The organism is Lujinxingia sediminis (assembly GCF_004005565.1).
Classification (GTDB): domain Bacteria; phylum Myxococcota_A; class Bradymonadia; order Bradymonadales; family Bradymonadaceae; genus Lujinxingia; species Lujinxingia sediminis.
Genome location: NZ_SADD01000011.1, coordinates 20,728 through 38,791, shown reverse-complemented (window position 1 = coordinate 38,791; position 18,064 = coordinate 20,728). Strand labels below are relative to the sequence as shown.

The following is an 18,064-nucleotide window of genomic DNA, read 5'->3' as shown; positions in this document are numbered from 1 at the left end:
GAGAAACCATGCGCACCGCACTTTCACATAGACTTCTGCGACTCGCCCTGGCGAGCGTTGCGGCCCTGATGTTGTGGTCTGGTGCGGCGATGGCGCAAGCTCTGCCCGACGCGCAGCAGGGCTGGGAGCGCAGTCAGAGCTCGGTGGAAGACGCCCGTCAGAGATTAGAGGGCGCGCTGGCGGAGTATCAGAAATCTGTAGCGCACCTCGAAAAGTTGAAAGCTCAGGAGGCAGAAGGACAGGCCAGCCGACGTCAACTCGAAGAAGCGCTGCGCCAAAGCCATGCGCTTGTCGAAGGGGTGCGCGAGCGCCAGATCGCACTTCTGACACAACAGGCGGAGTTGGAGCGCGCGCGCCAGCAGCTTCTCAACGCCCTCTCGGCGCGCCGCGTCGAGTTGGAGCAGAGCGTCGCGCGTAGCTCCGGTGCCGAACAGCTCGCGCTGATCGAGGAGCTCAACGCGCTCAGCCGCATGCAATCCCAGGTACGCGAGGTGGCCCCCGGCGTCGACCCCGAGCGCGTGGAACGCGTGCTGGCCGATGCCCGGCTGGTCCAGGGAGGGCACCCCCGCGATCTGCTCGCCGTTGCCGACGAACTCGAAGATACCGAAGCTCAGCTCCGCGAGCGCCTCACCACCGTTGAGGCTCGCCTCAGCGAGCTGGAACGCTCCCGCGATCTGATGCGGCGCGCCCGCGACTTCTCCACGCGGGAGCGTTTCTTTGAAGAAAACGACCGCGCCCGCGCCATCGCCCGCCAGGAGCGCGAGGTCGCCCCGGATGAGAGGCCCGGCGGCGATGGCACCGAGGGGATGCCCGCCGTAGACGACGCCTCCGACCCGGAGTTGCAGCCCGGAGCACCCGAGGGTGACTTTGACCCGTCCGAGGGAGACCCCGGCATGGGAGGCGGTGACTTCGACGGTACGGGCTCCGACCCCACGCCGGAACCCGCGCCCGACAACGGCTTTGAGCCCTCCACCGAGCGTGTGCTCATTGAAAGCCTCGTCGACCCGCAAGAGATCGATCAGCGCGCACCCACGCTGAGCGAAGGCCAGACCGAGCGAAGCGTGCGCGCGCTTCGTCGGGAGCGTGAGCGCCTGGAGGTCCAGGTCGAAGAATTGCGCGAGCGCGCGCGCCAACTTCGCGAAGAAGCCGAAGACGCCTGGCGCTAGGCCACCGCCCTCGGGCCTGCCATGATGACGCTCTAAGCTATCGCAGATGCCGTATCTGCTGCGTTGAGGCCCCCCCTGTCTGCGTTGGCATGCTTTGACGATGCTAAATCGTCTTACGCCTTGCGCCTTCCCCGAGTCGTTCTCATATTCGCATCCATCGACATCAACTTCTGAGCACGCCGTAGTATCGGTTGCCTGCACCCCGGGCGGCACTTATATTGCGCCCCGTCTGCGATATCTTTCAAAACCGATCAATGGAGCGCTGAGCCATGGCTGATAAAAACACCCCGCGCGAAGAAGAAGAAAAGTACATCCAGCAACAAGAACGCGAGAAGCTGGCGCGTCTTCGCCGCGAAAAGCAGCTCGAAGCCATTCGTCAGCAGGAGCGTGAGGCGATCGCCGCATCGCTCAACACCCGGGATGACGTGGCCGCCGAGGCCATGGAGCTGGGCTTCGATGCGGAGACCGCCCGCGTCCTGCCGCTGGTGCCCCTGATTCAGATGGCCTGGGCCGACGGAAGCATCTCCACCGCCGAGGGCGATAAAGTTCTGGAGCTGGCGCGCCGCTTTGGTATCGCCGATGAGAGCGCTGCCAGCAACTTCCTGCAAATGCTCCTCGAAGAGCAGCCCACCGACCTCTTTTTCAGCCGCGCCAACAGCGTCATCGCCCACCTGATCGACGAAGATCCCGAGGGAGAGATGGGGCAAAACGTCATGAACTGGAGCAAGGCCGTGGCCGCCGCCTCCGGCGGCTTCTTCGGGCTGACCAACCCCATCAACAAAGAAGAGAGCGCCCTGCTCGACGACTTCGCGCGTCTTTTTGGTGTGCAGGGCTAGGTCACAACGGTGACCCCCGCGGCGTGTCCGCAGAAGATCACGATGCGCCGGTCCTCACTCGCAGGACCGGCGTTTTTTTATGTGCCATAGGCCCTTAAAAGCGACCGACGACGCTCAGCGCGATCTGATCGTTGGCTGACCACACCCCGCCGAGGCTAAGTGTTTCGGCCGGATCGGGGCCGGCAAAGACGTTGGCACTCAGCCGCGCGCGGGCCCCGCCGACGATGGGGCGCTCCAGAGCGATCTGGGCAATCACATCACCCGGTGCCAGCGAGAGCAGCGCTCCGCCCTGCACATCGATCTTCCAAAAACCGGTCCCCCAGTTCAGCGCGCCGGCCACACCGTAGTAGCCGCCCTCGAAGAGGAGAAGGCGCGTCTCGGCACCGCCCTCCCCGCTCGGATGAAAAAGGCGCTGCACCGCACTTTCGGCCGCAAAAGGATGCAGCCAGAAGCCCTCGAGCGTGAGTGCCAGCGCGCGCTCATCACTCAAAAGTCGTTCGTACGAGAGGCCCAGCGCCGCAAACACGCTGGCGCGGGTCACCGGCTCAAACTCGGTGGTGTAGAAGATACGCCCTGGCGAAAACGCCACATCGGCGCGCACTCCAATGGGGCCGATGTAGCGCGCCGCGTCGGCCACCAGCGTCAGTCGGCGCTGGAACTCCGCGCTCATTAGCGTCTGACCCGTCTCAGCTTTTGCCGAGATACGTTGAGACATTGCAAGGGTCTCCGGGTTTCGGGCCGTAAAACCGATAGCGTCGAAATCAGCGAAGAACTGCCCGTCTTCGGCAATGATGCTGAGCAGGGTGCGCAGATCCTCGTCGATGATGATCTTCGGGGTGCGGTCCCAGCCGTAGAAGACGCCCAGCCCCAGATCGGTGTTGGCCAGCGTGGAGGTCGCACGCAGCCCGGCGCTCATGTTGGCGGGAGTGGCCATCGGTCGACGCGTGGCCTGAAGCAAGGGCTGCGCATGGGGCCAGACCGAAGGGTCGAGAAGGTCTTGAGCGAGCAGCACAAAGGGCAGCTGCTCGGCGATAAAAGGGTTCTGGCGAGTGGCCAGCGCGCTGTCCTGACCAAAAAGCGCGACATCGTTGGGTCTAAAAAACGGCACGACGAGCGCGCTTAAGGTCCAGGCATCAAAGGCGTAGGTGACCTCCGCGGTGAGCTGCGGGAGGGTCGCACCGAACGCGCCGGCGCTGCCTGGCGAGCGCAGGTCTGTGGGGTTGATCACGTCGCCGGGGCGAGTGATGTCGGTGCTTCCCCAGGGCGTGCGCAGGTTGCCCAGGGCCAGGCGCCAGCGACCTTTGCGCCAGAGGATGTAGGCCTCATCGAGCGCAATCTCGTCATACGCCCGCCACGGGCCGCCCTCGGGGCGCGCGGCGCGGTGAGAGACACGCGCGCCCATCACGGCTCGAAGGTTGGCCGAGGCGTCGTGGGCGATCGACAGACCGAGCTCGGTCGACGTCTCAAAAAGGTCTTCGCCCGGTGCGTCGCTGGCAAGATCGACGAAGATGCCGGTGCCTGCGATCAGGGTGAGTTCGGTGTTTTGAAATGAGGTGGTGGCGTTTGACGCAGAGGGCTCTCGGAGCGCCGGCGCTCCGTCTGTTTCGTCTTCAAACCCCTGATTCTCCGGGTCATAAAGCACCTCCCCTTCCCCTGATTCACCCGGTGTCTCGTCGCTCTCCTCCTCCCCGGTCGGGCGAGTCTCATCCTCAAAGGCGGGGTTCTCCGGGTCGTAGAGAATCTCTTGAGCCCTTGCCCCCGGGAGGCTCCCCAGCACGATCGCCCCCCCGAGCACCAACCCCGCCCACCATGGACGCACATCAGGACGTATCACCGACCCAGGTCCTCGCGGCTGAAGACCGATTCGGGCAGCTCCACGTTGGGATCGAGCGCGTTGATCACAATCGTCGTATAGCCGCCCTGCTCCGAGCGCAGTGTCATCTGCTCGATATAACTACGACCGCCCTCGGCGGTGTTGAGCTTTTCGCTAAAAAGCGTCTTCTCCAACTCCCCGTCTTTGCCAAAGAAGCGTGTGCGCATCGGGATCTGATCCTCTTTGCGCAGGTAGGTGACCACGCGGCTGTAATCGCTGGCCGAGGCGTCGGTGGGGCGAGCCTCAATGACGTAGACCGGCGTCTGACCGATGGTCTCGTCGGGGAGGCGGCGGTAGGTGGCTTCACGAAGATCGCGGCTTTCGAGATCGGCGAAGGTAAAATGCGTGCCCAGAAATGCGCCGCGCTTCTGCCGCCCTTCCACCCTGCGTGTGACGTTGAAGGCGGGCACGTACATCCAGACATCGTCCTGACCTTCGGCCTGCTCTACAAAGAGAAAGGACTGGCCGCGGACCTCCGGCGGATCGGTGAGCTCGACGCGCGTCGCGCCACGCTCATCGGCTCGCCGCGAGCGGACATCCAGGCGCCGCTCTCTCCGCTCCCCGGCCCGATCGTAGACGATGAGCGTGATCTGGGCGCGGCCGGAGTCAAAGCCCAGCGCGTTGCGCTCCATCGCCTGGTCGATGAGCTCCTGAGCGCTCAGCTCGCCGCCATCCTGAGCTGAAGCGGTGAGGGCCAGGCCAAAAACAAGCAGCGCTGCGCCCAGCGCTACAAGAGGTCGGGTTGGTGCAAAGGTAGCCATCATCACTCCCATAATAAGGTTGGCTCAGAGCCTGGACGGGGATCGCCGGTTAGCCGGCGGGTTTGGTGCCTTCTTCGACGTCATCGTCCTGATAGGCGTTCAAAAACTCCTGCTCCAGGGCGTCTTGAAGTTCGTGACGCTCCAGCTTCTCGGCAAGCTCTTCGGGACTCAGGTCAACGACTTGCTCCAGGATATGCAGACGGTTGGAGAGGCTATCGATATGGTCGAGAAGATCGCGCACGATGCGCTGGATCGGGTCGGGGAGGCGATCGTGATCGAGATCCGGCGGCCCCACGCTTTTGCGTTGCTCGCGCGAGACGACGCGTCCCGGGATGCCCACCACCGTGGCGCAGGCCTCCACGTCTTTGACCACAACGGAGCCGCTGCCCACCCGCGCGCCGTCGCCAATGGTGACCGCGCCCAGGATGCAAGCGTTGGAGCCAATGGTCACCCCCTTGCCGATGGTGGGGTGGCGTTTGGTGCGTTTGAGGCTGGTACCGCCGAGCACCACGCCCTTGTAGATCAGGCAATCATCACCCACCACCGAGGTTTCCCCGATCACCACACCCATACCGTGGTCGATAAAGACCCGTCGGCCGATGACGGCCCCCGGGTGAATCTCCACACCGGTGAGGTGACGGCCGTAATGGCTGAGCATACGTGCGCCCAGGTGGTGGCCGCGTATCCAGAGACGATGGGAGAGGCGGTGCATCCACAGCGCGTGCAGGCCGGGGTAGGTGGTGACCACCTCGGTCAGAGTGCGCGCGGCCGGATCGCCGCGTCGCACCGCCTGAATATCCTCAATGGCGTCTTTAAAAAATCCCAGCACGCCTCGGCGCTCCTGGCCCGGAGGGCTGGCGCTGAGCTGGGGATTGGGTCGTCTCAACTTCATGATGATGTCCTGCCGGGTCCTGAGCCACGGGGGTGACGGGCGTTAAAGCTCGCGGAAAAGAGGCGTGGAGAGGTAGCGCTCACCGGTGTCGCAGAGCATCGTCACGATGCGCTTGCCCGCAAACTCCGGGCGGCGGCCCACACGAATGGCAGCGGCGACGTTGGCCCCGGCGCTGATGCCCACCAGCAGACCTTCTTCACAGGCCAGGCGCCGGGCCATCTCAAAGGCTTCGTCGTCTTCGACGGTGAGAATCTCGTCGATGAGTTCCTTCTCAAAGATATCGGGCACAAAGCCCGCACCGATCCCCTGTACCTTATGCGGCCCTGCCACCCCGCCGGAGAGCACCGGGCTGCCGGCGGGCTCCACGGCGATGGCTTTAAAGTGGGGGTTTCTCTGCTTCAATGTGCGCGTGACCCCGGTGATGGTGCCCCCGGTGCCCACGCCTGTGACGATGGCGTCGATGCGTCCCTCGCAGCCCGTCCAGATCTCGTCGGCGGTAGTTTCGGCGTGACTCTGCGGGTTGGCAGGGTTCTGAAACTGCTGAAGCATGATCGCCCCCGGGGTCGACTCGACCATCCGTCGGGCCTCCTCCACCGCGCCCTGCATCCCGAGCGAGCCGGGGGTAAGCACAAGCTCAGCGCCCAGCGCCTTGAGCAGGGTGCGCCGCTCCAGGCTCATGGTGTCCGGCATCGTCAGCACGAGTTTGTAGCCACGCGAGGCGCAGACAAAGGCCAGCGCGATGCCGGTGTTGCCGCTGGTCGGCTCCACGATAAGTCCGCCCGGCTTTAGCGCACCGCGTGCCTCGGCATCGGCGACCATCGCCGCACCAATGCGATCTTTGACGCTTCCCAGCGGATTGAAAAACTCCGCCTTGCCCACGATCTCCGCGGGACAGTCTGCGGTGACTTTGTTCAGCCGAATCAACGGGGTCTTCCCCACCAGGTCGACGATGCTCTCGTAAATCGTCATAGCGTATTTGCGCGCCGATAGACGCGCCTCCTCAAAGGCCATCAGGTTGTGGCGTAGCCGGGAAGACAACTCAAGATCTCAAGGGCGGCCTCATAACGGCCGAAAGGTGGCATGATATAAGCTCCGGCCACCCGCGAGCCCACCGCCTCCAGCGTCTCCTGGGCGATGCGAACGCCTTCGGCGCGCGCGGCCTGCCCGGTGCCGGCGGCGCGCATACGCTCGCGCACCTCCAGGGGCACGGCCATCCCGGGCACCTCGTTATGCAGAAACTCCGCGTTTCGCGCGCTCGCCAGGGGCAAAAGCCCCACCAGCACCGGAAGATCCAGGTGCTCAATGTCGGCCAGAAAACGATCGAGCACCGCCGGATCATAGACAGGCTGGGTCATCACAAAACGTGCTCCGGCAGCCTTCTTCAACTCCAGGCGGCGCAGCTCCCGCTCGTAGTCGGCGGCGGCCGGTTCGGCCCCACACGCACAATAAAACGCGGTGGCATCCCCCACCGGCTTTCCGGCCGGATCGACCCCATGGTTGAAGTTGTCGATCATGCGCAAGATCCCCACGCTATCCAGATCGAAGACCGCCGTGGCGTGCGGGTAGTCGCCTACCTTGGGAGGATCGCCTGTGATCACCACCAGGTTGCGAAGATCCAGCGCCTCAAAGGCCAGCACATCTGACTGCAATCCGAGCAGGTTTCGGTCGCGGCCGCACAGATGCAAGATCACCTCGATATCGAGTGACTCCTGAAGCATCCGCCCCAGCGCCCAGTTCGCCATACGCACCGAGGCGCGCGGACCATCGGCGATGTTGATAACATCCACCCCGCCCTCGACGAGCATGCGTGCAGCCTCAATGGCGCGATCGGCGCGCAGCCCGGAGGGCGGGTTGACCTCCACGCTCACCACGAAGTTCTCGCGACTCACAGGCTCCCCGACGGCTCGCGAGCGATGCGCTGCCTCGATCTTCTCGGCCAGACGAGTGGGCGCCTTCTGACTCTGCACACATTCCGGCTCGACCTCCTTCCGGGGCATGCGTGCGGTGCTGACCTCCACGCTGGCGCGCCCTCCGCCGAGCATGCGCGCTGCCGCCGCAACCTGACGAATGTGATCCGGGCCGGTGCCGCAGCACCCGCCTACCAGGCGCACCCCGGCCTTAAAGAAGCGGCGCGCGTACACACCGAAATATTCGGGCGTCGCCATATAGACGAGGCGCTCATCCACCTTTCGAGGATACCCGGCGTTGGGCTGGGCGATCACCGGAAGACCGCAGCTGAGCATGTCCACGACCACGTCGTAGAGCACGTGCGGCCCTTCCATGCAGTTGGCGCCCACCACATCGGCCCCCCAGTCGGCCAGCAGCATCGCCACCCGCTCGGGGTCTGCCCCGTCGCCAGTGCGACGCTCCCCGTCAAAGCTCATCTGTGCGATCACCGGCAGATCGCAGACCTCGCGCGCCGCCTCCAGCGCCATGCGAATTTCGGCGAGCTGGCGAAAGGTCTCCAGCACGATCACATCGACGCCGCCCTCGGCCAACGCTGCGATCTGCTCGCGAAAGGCCTGGCGCATCTCGTCGAGTTCGCGCTCGGTGAGCATCGTCGGGGTGCGTCCGGTCGGCCCCACCGACCCGGCCACAAGCGCCAGATCGCCGGCGACCTCCCGTGCGATCCGCGCTCCGGCCAGGGCGATCTCGGCGGCGCGCTCCTCCAGCCCGTGGCGTTTGAGTTTGATGCGATTCGAAGAGAAGGTGTTGGTCGTGATCACCTCGGCGCCGGCGCTCACGTATTCGGCATGAACCGCTGCCACAAGGTCCGGCCGCGAGAGGTTCGCATCATCAAAGGATTTATTGATGTAGATACCGCGTTCGTAGAGTTGTGTGCCGATTGCACCGTCAAAGACGATGGGACCGGCAGCGAGCGCCTTTAAAAAGGGTGATTGCATCTGGATTTGACTCACATCACTGGCTTACGTTACGGACTGCGCGATCTGCGCCCGGCACTATAGTCGAGAAGCGTCCCGGGCTCCATGCCCCCAACCTCCCCTCCCTGCCCCAGACCTTAGTTATGATCGTCGAGCTGGTTAAAGAGTTTCGTTTTGAGGCTGCCCACCGCCTCCCCCATGTGCCCGAAGGGCATAAGTGCCAGCGTCTGCATGGCCACTCGTACCGCGTCACCGTGACGGTGCGCGGGGAGGTCGACCCCGAGATGGGCTGGCTTCTGGACTATGGCGATATCAAGGCGGCCGTAAAGCCGCTGATCGTCGAACAACTCGATCACTATTACCTCAACGAGATCGAAGGTCTCGAGAACCCCACCTCCGAGGTGCTCGCCGGATGGATGTGGGAGCGTATCAAGCCTGTGCTTCCCCAGCTGCACAGCCTGCAGATCCACGAGACCTGCGAGTCGAGCTGCATCTACCGCGGGGAGTAAGGGGGCCGCTGGCCTGTGGGACGCTCGGCAAGCACCTGCTCACCACGGGCAGGGTTTGCCAGCTCCCAGCTCCAGGTATCGGGATCGACCTGTTCGGGTCCCTCCAGCAGCAGGGATCCGTCCTCGCCAAGATCCCGCAAGTCCAGGCGCAGCGCCCGCTGCGGCTCTCCGGACTCGTCGCTGAGCCGATGGGCGATGCCGTGCACGATCTCCTCGCGCCTGGCCCCCATAATCAGCGCGATGGCCAGGCCCAGTGAGCCGGTGCCCATCGTCAGCAGAAAGACCATGTCATACGAAAATCCGGGGGCAAAAATCACCGCCAGCACACATGCCACGGTCAGCGCGGCCAACCCCGCTGCGCCTAAGAGGCGGCTCTGCACCCCGCGTGTGGCCAGGCGCGGGTCGACGGGCGCAGGCTCGTAGACCTGGCTGGCCGGAAAGTCGCGACGATGCAAACGACGGCGCTTGCGACGTGCGGGCACGGTGTCGCGGCGGTCCCTCCAGCGTCCTTGTTTTCTGCGTGCCATCTCCAACCGCGCTGCAAGCTCGAAGAACGAGACCTCCTGAATTGAAGCCGCCGATGCCATCGCCGCATTCCCCCCGCCTGCGCGCTCAAAGCCCGGTGGCCCTGCGCTCGCGATCCTATCAAACATCGACCCAAGACGCATGATCCCCATCTCCCCGGCCCCCGCAGCCCGGACACCTTAATCCTAAACACCTGAAATCATTTACGAATCCACCAAACCCCGGAAAAATTATGCTCTGAGCGGATAATTTTTGCAGAAACCCGTTGACACCCCGGGGGGGCAGCTGTAGATATAGCTTCCGTTTCGGGGGAAACCCCAGAAACGAAACAGCCGGAGACACCAAGCTCCGGTGGTGGTTTGACTCTCAACCACGGTTGATTGTTAAACATGTTGGGCCGTTAGCTCAGTTGGTAGAGCAGCAGACTTTTAATCTGCGGGTCGGTGGTTCGAGCCCACCACGGCTCACGTCCCCTTCGTCTAGAGGCCTAGGACACCGGCCTTTCACGCCGGCGACACGGGTTCGAATCCCGTAGGGGACGCTTGGTCACACCAGATTCACAGTGACCACGTCTGTACCATGTAGTACCACATAGCAGGATCTTCAGCCCTTTAAGGGCTGAATGTCCCCTTCGTCTAGAGGCCTAGGACACCGGCCTTTCACGCCGGCGACACGGGTTCGAATCCCGTAGGGGACGCTCAAGAAACCGACCAACATATGTTGGTCGGTTTTTTTTGTTTTTGCACATCCTGCGCTGTGCCCTTCTTGCATACGAAGGCCCTTTCGCACCTTTGCGCTCAGGTGCCCGGGCGGTCCCCCTCCCCGCAGTCAGCCGCCTTTCGGATGCATGCCCGGCTACTTCAGCGTTGTGCGCCCTGGCGATCCGCCACGATGATCACGTGGCGATGCACCCCGCGCCCCAGCCACCTCCAGGTGAGCACCTTGAGACTGCGGGCCTGAAGACGCTCCAGCCAGCCCTCCACTCGGTCAAAATAGAGGGGCTCGGGGGCCATTCCCCGCAGGCGGTTCGCGCTGTGATCAAGAAAGGTCACCAGGCGCCGATCCCAGCTCCTTTCATAGACCGTCTCCAGAATCACCAGACGCCGGGCCACGCGCGCCGCCTCGGCCAGCACCTGATCGGGGTGCCGCGCGTGATGAAGCGTATAGGCGATGATCGCCACATCGAACTGATCGTCGTCGAGCGGCAGGAACTCCCCGTCGTAGGTGACCATGGGAAGCGCGGTGCGATTGCGGTCGTCGACCTCCGCCAGCACGACCTCATGGCCCGCCTCAGCCACAAGCGCCCCCACAAAACCCTCGCCAGCTCCGAGATCGAGCACCCGATCACCGGGCCGAAGGTAAGGCCTCACCGCATCGAACTTCGTCTTCGCTCGACGGCGCAACGCCCACGTTATGGCCCGGGGCCCCATCTGCCAGCCCACGACCGCCGCCGCCCACACACTCTGCACAACCATCACCGCGATCTCCTCGGGGCGTCCTACCGCCGGATCATAAAAAAGGTACGAAAGCATCAGCGCCAACCCTGCCAGACTCACCGACCAGCTCCCGGCCAGCGCCGCCGCGGCCAGCAGACCCAGCGCGTACCAGGGATGCAGCACCGGGTTAAACACAAGATAGCCCGCCCAGCCCACGACCATGGAGGAGGCCAGGCGCCGGCGGCTGCCATCTTGCCAGAGTGTCGCCGCCACAAGAGTCGCCATCGTCGCCAGCTGCAACGCCGGCGAGAGGATATGGGTGACCGGATCGCTCACCCCCTCGCGGTAGCCCAGAAGGTAGCGCGCCGCGTAGTAAAGCGGCGCATCAAAAGAAAAGACGCCCGCGTAGAGCGCGACGCTTTCTCGCTGGTTCGCAATCAGATCCTCGAACCAGAAGGGCATATAGCCCGCCACCACCACACCCACCGCCACACATGCAGCGATGAGCGCATCACGAAAGCGTCCTCGCCGCCATAACGCGACCCCCACCAGCGGACTGACGATGAGAAAGGTAAGTTTGGCCAGCGCGCTCAGACCGATCACCGCACCGACCATCCAGGGACGACTTCGGCCCAGCATCAGCACCAGGACCACCATCAGCCCCACCGCCAGCGCCTCGGTATGCCCCCCGCCTCCCACCTCCCACACCACAAGCGGATGCCAGGCATAGAGGGCGGCCCACCCCACCGCGCGCCGCATCGCAAGGAGCGCGCGCGCGATCAGAAGCACCGCCAGAAGATCGGCCAGCACAAAGACCAGACGCAACCACCGCTCCGATACACCTCCCAGCCAGCCCGCAGCGATGGTGGCAGAAGCAAAGACCGCCTGCGCCCCGGGCGGATACACCGTGTGATAGTCGGGGCTGTTCAGCCGCTCAAGCTCCGCCCTTTCCGCCCGGTCGACCTCATCGGACACGCCGTCAAACTCCCCCTGCACGCGCCTTACCCGCTCGCGCGGCGTCTCGGCGTAGGGGTTTTCGCCGGCGGCCACGATCGCCCCGTCCCACACGTAGCGCCACACATCATCGGAGAGCGACACCGGGGCCATCCACGCCGCCAGGCGCAGCGCCAGCGCCCCCCCTGCAATCACCGTCACTGCGCGCCAGCGCGGCCCCCCGTTCAGCCACGTCCATCCCCCCCGCACGCCCCACCCCAGCAGGAGCGCGCTCAGCCCCACAACGCCCAGAAATCGCCCGACCGCCTCACGCGGCGCCGGCTCGCAAAGCGCCACCGACAGCGTGAGCACCACGCTTAGCGCCAGCGCGATCTTCCAGGCCCCCTCTTCGCCGGCGCTGGTCTCACTCACTCGGGCTCACTCACACAAAACGCACCACATGGTAGCGCTTCTTGCCGGCGCGCAGGACCAGCATCGACTCGCTGGCCAGATCGGCCTCACCAAGCACTTTGGCCACGTCGTCGACGCGCTCGTTGTTGATGTACACCCCGCCCTGCTCAAGCAGTCGGCGTGCCTGACCTTTGGAGGTTTGAAGGCCGGTATTCACCAGCACATCCAGGAGCCCCAGCTCGCCGGCCTCCAGGGACGCGCGCGCCACCTCGGTGGAGGGAACCTCGGCGAAAATCGAGCTTAAGTCTCGGTCGTTGAGCCCCTCGATCTTCTCGCCAAAGAGCATGCGGCTTGCGCGAATGACCTTCTCGCACTCCTCTTCGCCGTGAATCAGCGTGGTGACCTCGCGGGCCAGCATCTGCTGCACCTCACCGCGGTTCTCGCCGGCCTCGATCTTCGCCTCCAGGGCCTCGATCTCCTCCTGCGGCAGGAAGGTAAAGAGGCGCAGAAAACGCCCGCAGTCCGCATCCCCCTGGTTGATCCAGTACTGGTAGAAGGCGTACGCGCTGGTCATCTCCCCGTCGAGGTAGACCGCGCCCCCTAAGCTCTTGCCGATCTTTGTGCCGTCGGCCGCCGTGATCAGCGGGAAGGTCAGCCCGAAGGTCGACTCGCCGGTGCGTCGGCGCGTCAGGTCGACGCCGGCGGTGATGTTGCCCCACTGATCGCTTCCGCCAATCTGCAGGCGGCAGCCCTCGTTCTGGTTGAGGTGCAGGTAGTCGTAGGCCTGAATCAGCATGTAGCTGAACTCGGTGTAGCTGATGCCCTGCTCCCGCTCCTCCAGGCGCGCGCGCACCGAGTCTTTGGCCAGCATCTGGTTGACGCGGAAGTGCCTGCCCACATCGCGCAAAAAGTCGATGAAGCTCCACTGCTTGAACCAGTCAGCGTTATTGACCATCGCCACCGGTTCACCGGCCTTCGCATCGCCCTCGCGGTGCAGAGTGCGCGACGCGCCCAGCACCCGTTTGAGCTGCGCGCCGATGCTCGAAAGGTTGGCCTGCAGGGTCGTCTCATCGAGCAGATTACGCTCGGTGCTGCGCCCGGAAGGGTCGCCAATCAGGCCGGTCGCCCCGCCTACCAGCGCCAGGGGGCGGTGACCGTGACGGTAGAAATGCGCCAGCCCCATGATTCCCACGAGGTTGCCCACGTGCAGCGACGAGGCCGTCGGGTCAAAGCCGCAATAGAGCGTCATCGGCCCCTTGCTCAGCTCGTCATCGAGCTCCTCGTGGGTCTGCTGGTAGATGAATCCTCGCCAGGCGAGTTCTTTGAGGACGTCGCTTTGAAACTCAGTGGGTTCTTGCGTCATGGCTCTTCCAACTCCGAATGATCTTTTCTTTCAAGAACTTACGCGCCAAAAAAATCAGCGTGCGTAGTCAATGGCGCGGGTCTCACGAATGACGGTGACCTTGATTTGCCCCGGGTAGGTGAGCTCGTCTTCGATCTTGCGGGCGATGTCGCGGCTGAGCGCGAACGCGCCGGCATCGTCGATGCTGCCGTGTTCGACCATCACACGGATCTCGCGGCCGGCCTGAATGGCGTAGGTCTTCTCCACGCCTTTAAAGCCCATGGAGATGCGCTCCAGATCTTCGAGGCGTTTGACGTAGGTCTCCAGGATCTCGCGTCGGGCACCGGGGCGCGCGCCGCTCAGGGCATCCGATGCGATGACCAGGTGAGCGATCACCGAGTTCTGCGGCTCATCGTTGTGGTGGGCGGCTACGGCGTTGCGCACGATCTCATGCTCGCCATACTTGCGGCAGAGGTCGGCGCCGATAATGGCGTGGCTACCTTCCTGCTCGTGGGTGAGCGCCTTACCGATATCGTGCAGAAGCCCCGCGCGCCGAGCCATCTTGACGTTCACGCCGAGCTCCGAGGCCATCAGCCCGCACAGAAAGCCAACTTCGATGGAGTGCGACCACATATTCTGGCCGTAGCTCGTGCGGTATTTAAGCCGCCCGACCATCTTGATGAGCTCCGGGTGAAGCCCGTGGATGCCCAGCTCAAAGGCGGCCTGCTCGCCGGCCTCTTTGATGCTCTGGGCAACTTCCTGGTCGGTCTTCGCCACCACCTCTTCGATGCGGGTGGGGTGAATGCGGCCGTCGGCGATGAGCTTATCGAGCGAGCGGCGCGCGATCTCGCGGCGAACCGGATCAAAACCGCTGACAATCACCGCCTCAGGCGTGTCATCGATGATGATATCGACGCCGCTGGCCGCCTCCAGCGCGCGGATGTTGCGGCCTTCCCGGCCGATGATGCGCCCCTTCATATCGTCGGAGGGAAGGCTGACCACGCTGACACATTTCTCAGCGACGAAGTCGCCGGCGTAGCGTTGCACGGCCACGCTGATGATCTTCTGGGCGCGCTTGTCGGCCTCTTCTTCGGCCTGCTCTTCGATGACTTTGATCTTACGGTTCGCTTCAAGCTCAGCCTGGTTGACCATGCGGGCGACGAGCTCGGCGCGGGCCTGCTCGGCGCTGTACCCGGCGACTTTCTCCAACACGAGCTCCACCTCGCCGCGCTGACGCTCCAGCTCCAGCTCTCGGGAGGAGAACTGCGCCTCGCTCTCGGCGACCTGCTGCTCGCGGGTCTTCACAGCCTCTTCACGCTCATCGAGGCGCTCGGCGCGGGCGTCCAGGTTGGACTCGCGGTTGCTCAGACGCTCCTCGATCTTCTGCTGCTCGGCACGGCGGCTTTTGAGCTCAGCCTCGGCCTCTTTCTGGCCCGCGAGTACAAGCTCACGCGATGTGATCTCGGCATCTTTGACGCGTTTGTCGGCTTCCGCGTCCGCGTCGCGCTTGATGCGCTGGGCGGCGGCTTTGGCCTCGCTCTTGGCCTCGGCGCTGAACTTCTCCACGAGCTCGGCGCGCACGCTCTCGGTGAGTTCGGCGCGCACCTCACTCTCGACGCGCCGACGCGTGCTCTCGACCGTTTCGTCCTTGAGCGCCTCAACGCGCTGGTCGACGAGCTCCTGCTGTTGAGCCTGGGCGCGGGTACGGGCCATGAGCGTGCCAAGCACCACCCCGATGATCCCGCCGACGATCAAATAGAGCATCAGCTCCATGTCCTACTCCTTCGATGTATGTAAAGACGACGCCTGCGCCGGCACGTGCCAGCGTTTGGGCGTCGCGATGATGTCCATGGGACGGTCGTGGGCCTCTTCGGGCAGCTCCTCATCGATGAGCTGCCAGTCGTACCCCACACCGATCAGTAAGGCGTGTGTGACGCCGGCCAGAGCGCGGTCGTAGTACGCGCGTCCCGAGCCGAGGCGATGGCCGCGCGGGTCGAAGCCGAGCCCCGGCACCAGAAAGATCTCGATACGGCTCAGATCGCAGGCTGGCCCCTCCGGCTCCATAATGCCGAAGGCGCCCGGCTGAAGACCGTCGAGCCCGCCGGCATCGACGAAGTCGAGGCGGTCGGAGGCGTTGACCCGCGGCAGATAGACCTGAGCCCCCTGGCTGACTTTTTCGTAGAGCGCGCCGGCCACGCTGAGCTCCGCTCCGTGGGCCCAGTACGCGGCGATATGACGCGCAGCAAAGAAGTGCGGCACCGCCATCAGGCGCGCGCACAGAGCCTCTGCCGCGTGCTGACGCAGGGGCACATCCAACGCCCGACGTCGCGCGCGAAGCTCATTTCGCAAGCGCGTCTTTTGCAACCTTCGGGCGTCTGCTGGGCTCACCGCTGCACTCGTCCTTGAGGTCGTCTCATTGAAATGACCTCATGCGAGCTCAGAAGTTCGGCGTGGGCTCAGACACCGCGATGGGGGTGGGATAGCTAAACTTCGATCGCGCCTTCAGGCCTCCTCGACCTGAGTGATCAAATCAACGAGCGTCTCGGTGGTCTCCTTAAGCTGCACACGCATGCGATGCAGTTCTTCTCGGGCCTCAAAGAGCTCCTCGGCCACGTTCATGCTGGCCAACATCATCAACTTATCTATGGGCGCACTGGGAGCGGCCGTTTGCAGCTCCTCAGCTTTATGGTCGATATATCGCGCCAGGTTTCGAACGAAGGTCGCGTCGCGATCGCTTCGAATCGTCATTTTCTGGCCACGGATCTCGATCTGGATCGGTCCCGACCCCGAAGCGGTATCCGAGACGGACGTGGGCGCGCGGCGGCCTGAACCGGTCTTCGTACTCTGCGAACTCACGTGCACCTCCGAGCTTCGAGTCGTCTCTCGAAAAAAAGGCCGCGCCAGAAGCGCTGCCGACAAAATCGCCCCCGGGGGGAGGCGCCCCAATTATTAGAGCGTGGGAAGCCGGGCGGCAACCCCAAAACAGAGTCGTAACAGCCCGGCATACGCAAATCTTGCTCCCTGCAGGCTCCCGGGGCGCTCCCCTTTCGATCCGGCCAACCTCTGCTACACTGGAGGCGTCGCGTGCCACCCCCTTTTGTGGAGTTTGTATGGCCGACCACCCCTCGCAGACCCTGGAGCAAGGCTCTGAGGGTCTCGACGATCGATCCGAAGAGCTCAGCGAGCGCACCGAGGCCGATGCCCAGATCCGTTTCTACCGGGCGATGGCCAACACCGAGCTCGATTACGGCACGGTGCTGCGCCGGCTGGCGCGAGCTACGGCCGATGTGGTCTTCGATCTGTGCATCGTCTACCTGGTTGATGAGGCGCGCGGCGTGTTTCCGGCGGCGGCCTTTCACCCCAACCCCGACGCGCTGGCCGCGTTGCACCGCGCGTTCTCGTCCGGCGAGAGCCGCGCCGGCGACGGGCTGATCGAACGCATCATCGCGCGGCGCGAGTATTACTTTCGCCCGCGCTGGAACCCGCGCCTGCTCGAGCCTCACCTGCCCGCCGGAGCCAGCGTCGATCTCGAGATCGACATCCACAGCCTGATCGCCGCGCCGATGGTCACCACCGAGGGTGACTGCATCGGCGCCCTCTTAATGGGCCGCCACACCACCACGGCCGCCTACAACGAGACCGATCTGGCGCTGATCGAGTGGATCGCCTCCCACGCCGCAATGAAAGTGGAGACGGCCCGTCTTTACCACTCGCTTCAAAAGACCAACGCCGAGCTCGACGAAGCCGTCAAAGCCCGCGACACCTTCATCGCCATCGCCGCCCACGAGCTGCGCACCCCTTTGAGCACGCTGAAGCTGCATGCCCAGATGTTGAGGCGCTTTGCCACCCGCGACCCCGAGAGCTTCACCCCGCAGATGGTGGTCGATCGCCTCGGCGCGGTCGACCGGCAGGTCAACCGCCTCGACCGCCTCATCGACCAGCTGATGAACGTCTCACGCATCATCGATGGTGGCATGACCCCGGAGCTCGGTCCCTGCGATCTTTCTGCGGTGGCCTACGATGTGATCTCGCGTTTTGCGCAGGCACTCGAAGACGCCGGCTGCCAGCTCACCCTGAGCGCGCCGCACGGCGTGCACGGCATCTGGGACCTGGATCGCCTCGACCACATCCTGACCAACCTGGTCTCCAACGCCATCAAATACGGCGGAGGCCAGCCCATTGAGGTGCGTGTCTCCGGCGACGCCTCCGGTGCCTGCGTCGAGGTCATCGACCGCGGAGAAGGCATCGCCCCGGGCGACCGCGAGCGGATCTTTGAGCGTTTTGAGCGGGTGATTTCCTCGCGACAGACCAAGGGAATGGGGCTCGGGCTGTGGATCGTGCGCTCCTACGCCGAGAGCCTCGGTGGTCAGGTTCGCGTGACGAGTGAACTGGGCAAGGGCTCCACCTTCATCCTCGATCTTCCGCTGCACTCCCCCGCCAGCTAGAGCTCGCCATGATGACTTCGAGACGTCGTTCGAAAACCTTGGCGCGCCCGCAC

Annotated in this window: 15 protein-coding genes and 3 tRNA genes; 7 read left to right on the top strand and 11 right to left on the bottom strand. The window is 64.2% G+C overall.

All coding sequences use genetic code 11. The annotated features are described in order from the left end of the window. Positions 1-8 precede the first annotated feature (8 nt). Both EA187_RS15270 and EA187_RS15265 read left to right on the top strand, forming a co-directional pair. Positions 9-1,166, top strand: coding sequence for a coiled-coil domain-containing protein (locus EA187_RS15270; protein ID WP_206524398.1), 1,158 nt, complete (start codon positions 9-11; stop codon positions 1,164-1,166). Between the two features lie 269 nt (positions 1,167-1,435). Next, on the top strand, positions 1,436-2,002 hold the full coding sequence (locus EA187_RS15265; RefSeq protein ID WP_115603623.1) for a hypothetical protein: 567 nt from the start codon (positions 1,436-1,438) through the stop codon (positions 2,000-2,002). 94 nt (positions 2,003-2,096) lie between these two features. Here the strand turns inward: EA187_RS15265 and EA187_RS15260 are convergent, their stop codons facing one another. From EA187_RS15260 to EA187_RS15240, 5 genes are read right to left on the bottom strand one after another with little or no spacing between them, the layout of a single operon-like run. Next, the gene (locus tag EA187_RS15260; RefSeq protein WP_127780813.1) at positions 2,097-3,836 is read right to left on the bottom strand and encodes a hypothetical protein; all 1,740 of its coding nucleotides are present in this window, start codon (positions 3,834-3,836) and stop codon (positions 2,097-2,099) included. Next, positions 3,833-4,636: an outer membrane lipoprotein-sorting protein gene (locus EA187_RS15255; protein WP_164856308.1), complete on the bottom strand. Its 804-nt coding sequence runs from the start codon at positions 4,634-4,636 to the stop codon at positions 3,833-3,835. The genes EA187_RS15260 and EA187_RS15255 overlap by 4 nt, the downstream gene beginning before the upstream one ends. 49 nt (positions 4,637-4,685) lie before the next feature. Further along, entirely contained in the window at positions 4,686-5,528 is an 843-nt protein-coding gene (cysE, locus tag EA187_RS15250) for a serine O-acetyltransferase (RefSeq protein WP_115603620.1), read from the bottom strand. Positions 5,529-5,570: 42 nt separating this feature from the next. Next, positions 5,571-6,497: a cysteine synthase A gene (gene cysK / locus EA187_RS15245; protein WP_115604480.1), complete on the bottom strand. Its 927-nt coding sequence runs from the start codon at positions 6,495-6,497 to the stop codon at positions 5,571-5,573. Between the two features lie 41 nt (positions 6,498-6,538). Then, the gene (locus EA187_RS15240) at positions 6,539-8,431 is read right to left on the bottom strand and encodes a bifunctional homocysteine S-methyltransferase/methylenetetrahydrofolate reductase (protein ID WP_206524397.1); all 1,893 of its coding nucleotides are present in this window, start codon (positions 8,429-8,431) and stop codon (positions 6,539-6,541) included. Positions 8,432-8,553: 122 nt separating this feature from the next. Here EA187_RS15240 and queD point away from each other — a divergent pair, with 122 nt between their 5' ends. Then, the gene (gene queD / locus EA187_RS15235; RefSeq protein ID WP_115603618.1) at positions 8,554-8,919 is read left to right on the top strand and encodes a 6-carboxytetrahydropterin synthase QueD; all 366 of its coding nucleotides are present in this window, start codon (positions 8,554-8,556) and stop codon (positions 8,917-8,919) included. On the opposite strand, the gene EA187_RS15230 is transcribed toward queD, so the two are convergent. Then, the gene (locus EA187_RS15230) at positions 8,904-9,506 is read right to left on the bottom strand and encodes a hypothetical protein (RefSeq protein WP_115603617.1); all 603 of its coding nucleotides are present in this window, start codon (positions 9,504-9,506) and stop codon (positions 8,904-8,906) included. The two genes, queD and EA187_RS15230, sit on opposite strands and share 16 nt — an antisense overlap. Positions 9,507-9,838: 332 nt before the next feature. On the opposite strand from EA187_RS15230, the gene EA187_RS15225 reads away from it, so the two are divergent. From EA187_RS15225 to EA187_RS15215, 3 genes are all read left to right on the top strand, one after another. Further along, positions 9,839-9,911: transfer RNA gene (locus EA187_RS15225), tRNA-Lys, on the top strand. 1 nt (position 9,912) lies between these two features. Continuing rightward, positions 9,913-9,985 (top strand) — tRNA-Glu (locus tag EA187_RS15220). A gap of 83 nt (positions 9,986-10,068) precedes the next feature. Beyond that, positions 10,069-10,141: transfer RNA gene (locus EA187_RS15215), tRNA-Glu, on the top strand. 163 nt (positions 10,142-10,304) lie between these two features. Here the strand turns inward: EA187_RS15215 and EA187_RS15210 are convergent. The 5 genes from EA187_RS15210 to EA187_RS15190 all read right to left on the bottom strand — a co-directional run bounded on the left by EA187_RS15210 (position 10,305) and on the right by EA187_RS15190 (position 16,422). After that, positions 10,305-12,245, bottom strand: a complete 1,941-nt coding sequence (locus EA187_RS15210; protein WP_127780810.1) for a methyltransferase domain-containing protein — start codon at positions 12,243-12,245, stop codon at positions 10,305-10,307. A gap of 10 nt (positions 12,246-12,255) precedes the next feature. After that, positions 12,256-13,587 (bottom strand): tyrosine--tRNA ligase, encoded by a 1,332-nt coding sequence (gene tyrS, locus EA187_RS15205; RefSeq protein WP_115603615.1) that lies wholly within the window; start codon positions 13,585-13,587, stop codon positions 12,256-12,258. A 54-nt stretch (positions 13,588-13,641) separates the two neighbouring features. Continuing rightward, positions 13,642-15,339, bottom strand: a complete 1,698-nt coding sequence (gene rny / locus EA187_RS15200; protein WP_206524396.1) for a ribonuclease Y — start codon at positions 15,337-15,339, stop codon at positions 13,642-13,644. Between the two features lie 3 nt (positions 15,340-15,342). Next, positions 15,343-15,954 (bottom strand): 5-formyltetrahydrofolate cyclo-ligase, encoded by a 612-nt coding sequence (locus EA187_RS15195; RefSeq protein ID WP_127780809.1) that lies wholly within the window; start codon positions 15,952-15,954, stop codon positions 15,343-15,345. A 114-nt stretch (positions 15,955-16,068) separates the two neighbouring features. Next, positions 16,069-16,422, bottom strand: a complete 354-nt coding sequence (locus EA187_RS15190) for a cell division protein ZapA (RefSeq protein ID WP_127780808.1) — start codon at positions 16,420-16,422, stop codon at positions 16,069-16,071. A 254-nt stretch (positions 16,423-16,676) separates the two neighbouring features. Between EA187_RS15190 and EA187_RS15185 the strand changes: the two genes are divergently transcribed. Then, complete coding sequence (locus EA187_RS15185) at positions 16,677-18,011, top strand: GAF domain-containing sensor histidine kinase (protein ID WP_127780807.1); 1,335 nt, start codon at positions 16,677-16,679, stop codon at positions 18,009-18,011. The last annotated feature ends 53 nt before the right edge of the window (positions 18,012-18,064 follow it).